Below are 8791 nucleotides of genomic sequence, written 5' to 3'. Positions count from 1 at the left end.
CCCGCTACACCGCCGCCGAGGTGCGCGAGCGCGCCCACGTGCGCGCGCAGCATGGCGGCAGCTGCTACCGCGTCGGGCGCTGCCGGCTGCCCAATTCCTACCTGTACGACGCCGAGATCATTCCGCGCGTGCAGCAATACATCCGCCAGGACGGACGGTTCGACAACACCAGCGTGTGGGTACTGGGCGAGCGGCGCCTCGTTACGCTCATGGGTTGCGTGCAGTCGCCCGAACAGGGCCGCGCGCTCGAGCAGGCCGTGGGCCTGGTGGACGACGTGATGGGCGTGGTCAACCAGCTGTCGGTGGGCGCAGCGCCGCCAGCCGCACGCAACCCGCCACAGCGGCCCTGAAATAGACCCAATTTGCAGAGAAAGCGCCTGATGCGCTGGATGCGTGGGCGCATTGCGCTATGAACTCGAAGCAATCGTGCTCGGGGCCGGTTGGCCGTCACCGCCGCGCCGCGGGCTGGCGTGCAAGGAAGGCGGGTGCGCCGGCTACGACCGGGTGGCGTTTCGGTAGGGAACGCCGTGGTGCATGCAAAGGGCCACCAACTCGGCCAGGGTGGGCGAGCCTTTCTTCAACTGCGCTTCAGAAAACACTCGCTACCAGGCGGTTGGCCAGAGACAGGGCCAGGGCACCAACCCGGTACGAGTACGAGCACACGGAGGCGCAGGGGCCGCTCGATTCAATGTCCCCGTCGTGTTCATGCATGCCGCGGTCTTCCACGGTCCGGCGGACGGCGCGCGCGGGGGTGTCCCGAAAGCTCTTTCGCTGGGCGAACTTCGCCCGTCGGGCGTGCTGAGCAAGCGGCCGTGATGCCAGGGTTGCGGCCCCAGGCACCGCCTTCTTCACAGCGCAAAGATCTTGCCGGGGTTGAGGATGTTTTTCGGGTCGAGCGCGCGCTTGATGGCGCGCATCATGTCCACGGCGCCCGCTCCGGTTTCGTCGAGCAGAAAGCCCATCTTGTGCAGGCCCACGCCGTGTTCGCCGGTGCAGGTGCCACCCATGCCCAGCGCGCGGGCCACGAGTTTGTGGTTCAGGGCCTCGGCGGTGATGCGTTCTTCGGGGATGTGGGGGGCGAGCAGGTAGCCGAAGTGGAAGTTGCCGTCGCCCACGTGGCCGACAAGAAAGTAGGGGATGCCGCTGGCCTCGGCCTCATCCACCGATTCGAGCAGGCAATCGGCCAGGCGGCTGATGGGTACGCAGGTGTCGGTGCTGATGGCGCGGCAGCCCGGGCGGCTTTGCACGGCTGCGAAGTAGGCGTTGTGCCGCGCGGTCCACAGGCGCGTGCGCTCCTCGGGCGTGCTGGCCCATTCGAAGGCGTTGCCGCCGAACTCGCGGGCGATCTCCTGCACGGTCTCGGCCTGTTCCTGCACGCTGGCGGGCGAGCCGTGGAATTCCATCAGCAGCATGGGCTCTTCGCGCAGGCTGAGCTTGCTGTGCGCGTTGACCATGCGCACGCTGTGGCGGTCGATCAGCTCGACCCGCGCAATCGGCACACCGAGCTGGATGGTCTGGATGGTGGTGCGCACGGCGGCCTCGATGCTCGGGAACGAGCAGATGGCCGCGCTCACCGCTTCGGGCAGCGGGTACAGGCGCACCGTCACCTCGGTGATCACGCCCAGCGTGCCTTCGCTGCCCACCATCAGGCGGGTGAGGTCGTAGCCCGCAGCGCTTTTGCGGGCGCGCGTGCCGGTGCGGATGATGTCGCCACTGGCCGTGACCACCTCCAGCGCCAGCACGTTCTCGCGCATGGTGCCGTAGCGCACGGCGTTGGTGCCACTGGCGCGCGTGGCGGCCATGCCACCGATGCTGGCATCGGCGCCGGGGTCGATGGGGAAGAACAGGCCGGTGTCCTTGATGGCCTCGTTGAGCGCCTTGCGCGTGATGCCGGGCTGCACGGTCACGGTGAGGTCGTCGGCGTTGATGCTGAGCACCCGGTTCATGCGGCCCACGTCGATGCTGATGCCGCCCTGCACGGCCAGCAGGTGGCCTTCGAGCGACGAGCCTGCACCGTAGGGAATCACGGGCACCTCGTACTGGCTGGCCAGTGCCACGGCGTCGGCCACGTCGCGCGTGCTTTCGGCAAACACCACGGCGCTGGGCGGCGGGGCCTGCAGCGAGCCTTCGTCACGCCCATGCTGTTCGCGCACGGCCTGGGCCAGCGAGCACTGCGCGCCGAAGCGCGCCTGCAGCGCGTCGATGAGCGCCTGCGGCACCTCGCGCAGGTGGATTTCGGGCAGCAGGTGCGAGGCAGCGGTGGGGGCGTTCATGGGGGCTCCGGGCGTGGTTGGCAGGTGAGGTTGTGGTGGCGGCCGCAGGCCGGCGCGCCACGGCGGTGGGGCGTCATCGCCTTTTCATGGCGCGCCAACTACACTGTATTTTCATCAAATTATTCGATTTCGAGGGAGGAAGCGGTATGGCGACAGCCAGTGTGGGGACATGTCTTTCGGCCGGGTGGGCTTTGTTCAAGAAGAATCCTCTCACCCATGTGGTGGCGTGGGTGTTGGTGAGCGTGGTGGGCAGCATCAGCGTGGGCCTGCTGGCCGGGCCCATGCTGGTGGGGTACATGCGCATGATCGCCCGCGAAGACCGGGGCGAGAAGGCGCAGATCGGCGACGTGTTCCGGGGCTTTGACGACCTGGTGCCGGCCCTGGTGGCGGGGCTGATCAGCTTTCTGGTGCTGTCGCTGGGCTTCGCGCTGTGCTTTATCCCGGGGCTTCTGATCATGGCGCTGCCGGTGGTGGCGCTGTACCTTGTCGCGCACGGCGAGCAGGACGGCGTTGCGGCTTTCAACCGCGCCTGGAGCACGGTCACCAAGAACCTGGGCTCGGCGTTCTGGTGCGCGTTGGTGCTGGGCATTGTCGGAGGCCTGGGGGCCCTGCTGTGCTGGGTGGGGGTGCTGGTGACGGCGCCGGTGTCGATGATCGCCTCGTACTACATGGCCCGACAGCTGCTGGGCGATGACGTTGCTCGCCTTCCTGCGCTCTGAGCCCGGCGCCTGGCGGGGGATGAGCGCGGCCGAACGCCGCAGCCGGCTGGGCGCGGGCCTGCTGTGGCCCGTGGCCATGGCGGCTTCACCCTGGATGTTGCAGTCCGCCGTGGGACCGGGATGCCTGTTTCGCGCCGCCACGGGTTTGCCCTGCCCCTTGTGTGGTGGCACCCACGCCTGTGCAGCGTTGGTGCAGGGCGAATGGGGGGCGGCCTGGCAAGCCAATCCGGGGGCGGTGGGCCTGCTGGTGGTGTTGACGCTGCTGGCCCTGCAATGGGTGGTCGAAGGGTTGGCAGGGCGTCAGCGCGTGCGGCCGTGGCCCTGGTCCGGCGCGGGTGTGCTGCGGTGGGGGTTGGGCATTCTGCTGGTGTCGTGGATGGCTCGGCTGGCCGGCTGGCTCTGAGCTGGGTTCGCGCGGCGGCACACGCAGATGCGCCGCGATGGGCCCTCGGACCCACCGCGGCGCGGCGCTTTCAACTGGAGTGGCGGCTATCGCGCCGCCGGGCGTTGGTGCCGGTTCGACACCCCGGAGATCATGGCGTTGCGCTGCCTTGGCTTCGCCCAGGGTGCGAACCTGCGTTCAGGATCAGGATTTGGCCCCCTTCTCAAATTCGGTGCGCGAAAGGCTGCCGTCGTGGTCGGTGTCGAGCTGCTGGAAGCGGTTGGCGATGGCGGGCAACGTGGCGGCTTCCTGCGCGCTGAGTTTGCCGTCGGCATTCACATCTGCGCGCTCGAAGGCGCTGGCAGTGCTGTTGCCCATGCTGGGGCCGGTGGTGACGTTGGGTGAAGACGTGGCGGGTCCGAAGGAGGGTCCCCCTTGTGCCTTGTGCGCTGCGGCCGGTGCGGTCTGTGCCTGCAGGGCGGCACCGCCGCCCAGTGAGAGTGCTGTGAACAGCAGTACGCTGCGGGCGTCAAATGCAGAGGTGCGGCGTTGGGTGGCTTTCATGGGATGAAGAGCTCCGTCAAAGTTGAACAGGGTTTCATTGCACCGCAGCATGGCGGTGGAGGCCAGCACTTTTGCCGGCTGTTGCCCTGACCAACATTTGTCTGCGTGGTGTAACGGACAATGCGCCCCTGCAGTACAAGGAGCACACATGGGCAACCGACTCACACAGATCGCCACGCGCACGGGCGATGACGGCTCGACGGGCCTGGGCGACAACACGCGCGTGTCCAAGGACAGCCCGCGCCCGCACGCGATGGGCGATGTGGATGAACTCAATTCGCACCTCGGTCTGCTGCTGTGCGAACCGCTGCCGCAGGCGGTGCGCGAGTTGCTCATCGATGTGCAGCACCAGTTGTTCAATCTGGGCGGTGAGCTGTCCATCCCCGGGTTCGAACTGCTCAAGGACGAGGCCGTGCTGCAGCTTGACGAGGCGCTGGCGCACTACAACGCGGCGCTGCCGCGCCTGCAAGAGTTCATCCTTCCTGCCGGTACACGCGCCGCGGCCCAGGCCCATGTGTGCCGCACCGTGGCGCGCCGCGCCGAGCGTGCCGTGGTGGCGCTGGGCAAGATCGAAGCCGTGCGCGCCGCGCCGCGCCACTACCTCAACCGGCTGTCCGACCTGATGTTCGTGCTTTCCCGCGTACTCAACCGCATGGATGGCGGCGATGACGTCTATTGGAAGAGCGAGCGTCTGGCCCGCGCGGCCACCGAGTAACCAGCGCTGTGGAGGGGCTTTTCGGCGTTGGCGGGGTTCATTGACAGTCGTCAAGAAAATGGACTGGCCGGCGGCGCTGAAACGGTCCACAATGTAATTGGTAACCAATTGCATCTTTCTTTCGGGGTACCTTATGAACATCAGCCATCTCAAAATCGGCACCCGTCTCGGCCTGGCCTTCGGCCTGCTGATCCTGATGATGCTGGGCATCGCCGCTGTGGGTGTGCAGCGCCTGGGGAGCGTGGGCGAAATCAATGCTCGTCTTATCGAAGACGACTGGGTCAAGGCCGAGGCAGCCACCACCATCGACACCACCACGCGGGCCAACGCGCGCCGCACGATGGAGCTGGTCATCGCGGCCGACGCCGAGCAGCGCACGCGGGTGAAAGCGGCCATTGCGACCAACAAGAAAACCATCGATGACGCCCTGGCGGTGCTGGACCAGCGGGTGCAGATGCCCGAGGGCAAGGCCAGCCTGGCGCGCCTCAAAGACCTGCGCGGCAAGTACGTGCAGTCGTTCAGCAAAGTGGCGCAGCTCATGGATGCAGACGACCGTGAAGGCGCCACCGCACTGCTGCGCACCGAAACCCTGCCCGCGCTCGACGCGCTGCAAGAGCCGATCAATGCGCTGACGGCGCTCGAAAAGAAACTGGTCGAAACCAACGGGAAGGCCGTGATGGCCGACATCCAGAACGCCCGCATCCTGATGCTGGTGCTGGGGGCGGCGGGACTGCTGGCCGGCGTGGTGCTGTCGTACGCCATTGCGCGTTCCATCATCCTGCCGCTGCGCCGCGCCGTGAGCGTGGCCAAGAACGTGGCGGCCAGGTGACCTGGGCAGCCGCATCGAGGTCGACGGCAGCGACGAGACGGCCGAGCTGCTGGCCGCGCTGCGCGCCATGAATGACAGCCTGGCCTCGATCGTGAGCAACGTGCGCGGCGGCACTGAAGCCATTGCCACCGCCACCAGCCAGATCGCGGCAGGCAACATCGACCTGTCGTCCCGCACCGAAGAGCAGGCCAGCGCGCTGGAGCAGACGGCCGCGTCAATGGAAGAGCTGGCCGACACCGTGCGGCGCAACTACGAGCAAAGCCGCCATGCCAATCAGATCGCCGAGGCTGCATCGCAAGTGGCGGTGAAGGGCGGTTCGGTGGTCTCGCAGGTGGTGCACACGATGGAAGCCATCAACACCTCGTCGCGCAAGATCGCCGACATCATCGGCGTGATCGACGGCATTGCCTTCCAGACCAACATCCTGGCGCTCAACGCCGCCGTGGAAGCCGCCCGCGCGGGCGAACAGGGCCGTGGCTTTGCGGTGGTGGCCAGCGAGGTGCGCAGCCTGGCCGGCCGTTCGGCTTCTGCCGCCAAGGAGATCAAGTCGCTGATCGAAGCTTCGGTCAGCAACGTTGCCGAAGGCTGCCAGCAGGTGGAGCGCGCCGGGAGCACCATGGACGAAATCGTGGTCAATGTGCGCCGCGTGACGGACATCATGAACGAGATCACCTCGGCCAGCCAGGAGCAGACCGCGGGCATTGACCAGGTCAACCAGGCGGTGGGCCAGATGGACCAGGTCACGCAGTCGAACGCGGCCTTGGTGGAAGAAGCGGCAGCGGCAGCGCAGTCCCTTGAGCACCAGGCGCAGGGGCTGGTACGGGCGGTCAGCGTGTTCAAGCTCGGTGCGGCGTCGGGCCAGCTTGCCCTCACCGGCCGCTGAGTTCCGTAGCGCCAGGCTTTCAAGAACCGACCTTCCGGAAGGGACCCCTGTGGCTTATTTTGAATGGGCCGATGACATGGTCATCGACAACGGCCCCATCGACCAGGACCACCAGACGCTGGTACGCCAGGTCAACGAACTGCACACCGCTACCAGCGAAGGCCGCGGCCACGAACTGGTGGAGCGCCTGCTGGGCGAACTGGTGCGCGACACCATCGAGCACATCCGCCGCGAAGAACAGGAGATGGCCCGGGTGGGCTACCCGCGCCTGGTGCAGCACCAGCAGGGGCACGAGGAGTTCGTTGCGGGCCTCAAGGCCCTGCAGAGCAAGTTCGAAGGCGGCAGCATCACCGTGGCATCGCAGCTGTCAACGCTGCTGCGCGACTGGCTGTCGCTGCACATCCGTCGCTACGACAAGGATCTGGCGGTCTTCCTGAGCAAGAAGCAGCGCGCGGCGTCACGCCACTGAAGCGTGCCCAGCGAAAGCCGCGCTGGGCGCGGTTCGCACGCCGCACCCGGCTCCGCCAGCGCAGTGAGCGAGGCGTGAGGGCTGCGGGGTCGCGGTTGTTGTGGGTTCGATGGGCCCAGCGCGGGCCGGATGTTGCAGTGCGCTGGGTACGTCCCACCCCGGCCGATCACGGGTGGCACCGGGCTTTTATCGGGGCGCCAGGATGGCCATGGTGATACGCGACACGCAGGTCAGCTCGCCAGCATCGTTGGCCATGTCGATCTGCCACACCTGCGTGGTGCGGCCGATGTGCACCGCCCGCGCCGTGCCCGTGACCCAGCCACTGGACGCAGCGCGGATATGGTTGGCGTTGATGTCCAGCCCCACGCCGCGGTGGCCCTCGGGGCAGGCGTAGAACGCGCCAATCGAGCCCAGGGTTTCGGCCAGCACTACGCTCACGCCCCCGTGCAAGATGCCGAAGGGCTGGCGGGTGCGCTCGTCGACGGGCACGCGCCCGCGCAGGAAATCGTCACCCACCTCGGTGATTTCGATGCCCAGGTGCGTGGCAGCGGTGTTGGCGTTGGTCTCGTTGAGCAGAGACAGCGAAATGGGTTTCTTCCAGATGGACATGGCTTCCTTGATGAGGCCGACGCGCCGCGCCACAGGGGCGCTGGGGTGGCCGACTAGAATGGACGGTTGCCCGGAGGTCAGCACCTTGCCGGACCTTGCAGGCCCGTGCGGGCTGCGCGCGGGTGCCCTTCCATTGTGCGTTTTTCCCGGAGCCCGGTCTTTCATGCAACGTCGCCAATTTGTCTCTCTTGCGTCCGGCGCTGCTGCCGCCGCTGTCGCAGCCCCTGTTTTTCTTCGCAACGCCCTGGCCCAGGAGGCCGGTATCACTGGCAAGACACTCACCATCGGTTGCTCGGCGGCGCTGACCGGACCGCTGGCCGGGCTGGGCCAGGACGTGAAGCACGGTGCCGAAGCCGCGCTGGCGCACATCAACGGCCGTGGCGGAGTGAACGGGCGCACGCTGCAGCTCAACATGGTGGACGACGCTTACGTGCCCCAGCGCACCACCGACAACATCAAGCAGATGCTCTCGCAGGGCAGTGCCTTTGCCTTGCTCTCGTGCGTGGGCACCCCCAACAACACCGCCATCCTCCCGCTCATCGAAGAGGCGGGCGTGCCCTATGTGGCTCCCATCACCGGCGCGTCCTCGTTGCGCAAGGGCGCACGTAACGTGTTCCACGTGCGTGCCAGCTACACCGACGAAGTGCATCGCCTCGTGCAGCGTCTGGCGGGCATGGGCCTCAAGGGCATCGGGGTGGTGTACCTCGACAACGGCTATGGCCGTGAAATGCTGGAAGACGCCACCCGTTCGCTGGCCGAGCTGAGCCTCAAGCCCTCGGTGCAGGCGGCGCTGGCGACCGACGGCAAGAACCTGGCCGAGGTGCTGGCCAAGGTGTCCGACGCCCGTCCGTCCGCCGTGCTGCTGGCCACCGCCGGCACCGTGTCGGTGGACCTGGTGCGGGGCCTCAAGAAAAACGTGCCCGGCGTGCTCATGGCTGGCCTGAGCGTCACCCTCACCAGCGACGGTTTGCGGCAACTGGGCGAGGCCGGCAGCGGCATCGCCGTGACCATGATCGTGCCCGACCCCAACCGTGCCAAGACCCAGTTGGTGCGTGACTACCAGACCGCCATGCGTGCGCGGGGCCAGCAGGATTTCACCCAGGGCAGCCTGGAGGCGTATGTGAACATGCGCGTGCTGGCCGAGGGGCTGGAGCGAGCCGGCGCCGATCCGACGCGCGCCAAGCTGCGCACTGCGCTGGCAGGCATCCGCAACTGGGATCTGGGGGGATTCGTGGTCGATTACAGCGGCCAGGCGCCGTATGTGGGATCGCGCTTCATTGACCTCGGGGTGCTGGGCGGTTCGGGGCGGTTCCTCGGCTGAGTCGGCCCGCCGCCGGGCCCGGCCGCG

The 8791-nt window shown here is 67.3% G+C and carries 9 protein-coding genes and 1 pseudogene; 7 read left to right on the top strand and 3 right to left on the bottom strand.

All coding sequences use genetic code 11. From position 1 onward, the window contains the following. Positions 1-350 (top strand): BON domain-containing protein (locus ACDELDRAFT_RS16005; protein WP_005798678.1); only part of this gene is annotated, 350 nt, incomplete at its 5' end. Between the two features lie 498 nt (positions 351-848). Here ACDELDRAFT_RS16005 and ACDELDRAFT_RS15995 read toward each other — a convergent pair. Next, positions 849-2273 carry an FAD-binding oxidoreductase gene (locus ACDELDRAFT_RS15995; RefSeq protein ID WP_005798675.1) on the bottom strand — a complete coding sequence of 475 codons (1425 nt, stop codon included), beginning with the start codon at positions 2271-2273 and terminating at the stop codon, positions 849-851. Between the two features lie 146 nt (positions 2274-2419). Between ACDELDRAFT_RS15995 and ACDELDRAFT_RS15990 the strand changes: the two genes are divergently transcribed. Together ACDELDRAFT_RS15990 and ACDELDRAFT_RS15985 are read left to right on the top strand one after the other, a co-directional pair. Then, positions 2420-2992 carry a hypothetical protein gene (locus ACDELDRAFT_RS15990; RefSeq protein WP_005798673.1) on the top strand — a complete coding sequence of 191 codons (573 nt, stop codon included), beginning with the start codon at positions 2420-2422 and terminating at the stop codon, positions 2990-2992. Then, positions 2964-3395, top strand: coding sequence for a DUF2752 domain-containing protein (locus ACDELDRAFT_RS15985; protein WP_005798672.1), 432 nt, complete (start codon positions 2964-2966; stop codon positions 3393-3395). The genes ACDELDRAFT_RS15990 and ACDELDRAFT_RS15985 overlap by 29 nt, the downstream gene beginning before the upstream one ends. A 183-nt stretch (positions 3396-3578) precedes the next feature. Here the strand turns inward: ACDELDRAFT_RS15985 and ACDELDRAFT_RS15980 are convergent, their stop codons facing one another. Then, positions 3579-3938, bottom strand: a complete 360-nt coding sequence (locus tag ACDELDRAFT_RS15980) for a calcium-binding protein (RefSeq protein ID WP_040329523.1) — start codon at positions 3936-3938, stop codon at positions 3579-3581. Between the two features lie 148 nt (positions 3939-4086). Between ACDELDRAFT_RS15980 and ACDELDRAFT_RS15975 the strand changes: the two genes are divergently transcribed. The 3 genes and pseudogenes from ACDELDRAFT_RS15975 to ACDELDRAFT_RS15965 all read left to right on the top strand — a co-directional run bounded on the left by ACDELDRAFT_RS15975 (position 4087) and on the right by ACDELDRAFT_RS15965 (position 6834). Next, positions 4087-4653 (top strand): cob(I)yrinic acid a,c-diamide adenosyltransferase, encoded by a 567-nt coding sequence (locus ACDELDRAFT_RS15975; protein ID WP_005798666.1) that lies wholly within the window; start codon positions 4087-4089, stop codon positions 4651-4653. A gap of 133 nt (positions 4654-4786) precedes the next feature. Continuing rightward, positions 4787-6365: pseudogene (locus ACDELDRAFT_RS26240) on the top strand (methyl-accepting chemotaxis protein). Between the two features lie 49 nt (positions 6366-6414). Next, positions 6415-6834 carry a bacteriohemerythrin gene (locus tag ACDELDRAFT_RS15965; RefSeq protein ID WP_100084457.1) on the top strand — a complete coding sequence of 140 codons (420 nt, stop codon included), beginning with the start codon at positions 6415-6417 and terminating at the stop codon, positions 6832-6834. A 186-nt stretch (positions 6835-7020) separates the two neighbouring features. Here the strand turns inward: ACDELDRAFT_RS15965 and ACDELDRAFT_RS15960 are convergent, their stop codons facing one another. Further along, on the bottom strand, positions 7021-7443 hold the full coding sequence (locus ACDELDRAFT_RS15960) for a hotdog fold thioesterase (RefSeq protein WP_040329522.1): 423 nt from the start codon (positions 7441-7443) through the stop codon (positions 7021-7023). Positions 7444-7606: 163 nt separating this feature from the next. On the opposite strand from ACDELDRAFT_RS15960, the gene ACDELDRAFT_RS15955 reads away from it, so the two are divergent. Next, on the top strand, positions 7607-8764 hold the full coding sequence (locus ACDELDRAFT_RS15955; protein ID WP_005798657.1) for an ABC transporter substrate-binding protein: 1158 nt from the start codon (positions 7607-7609) through the stop codon (positions 8762-8764). Positions 8765-8791: the final 27 nt, after the last annotated feature.

Source organism: Acidovorax delafieldii 2AN (assembly GCF_000175235.1).
Lineage (GTDB): Bacteria > Pseudomonadota > Gammaproteobacteria > Burkholderiales > Burkholderiaceae_C > Acidovorax > Acidovorax delafieldii_B.
The sequence above is the reverse complement of the archived record's forward strand: the minus strand, read 5'-3'. Positions and strand labels throughout refer to the sequence as shown.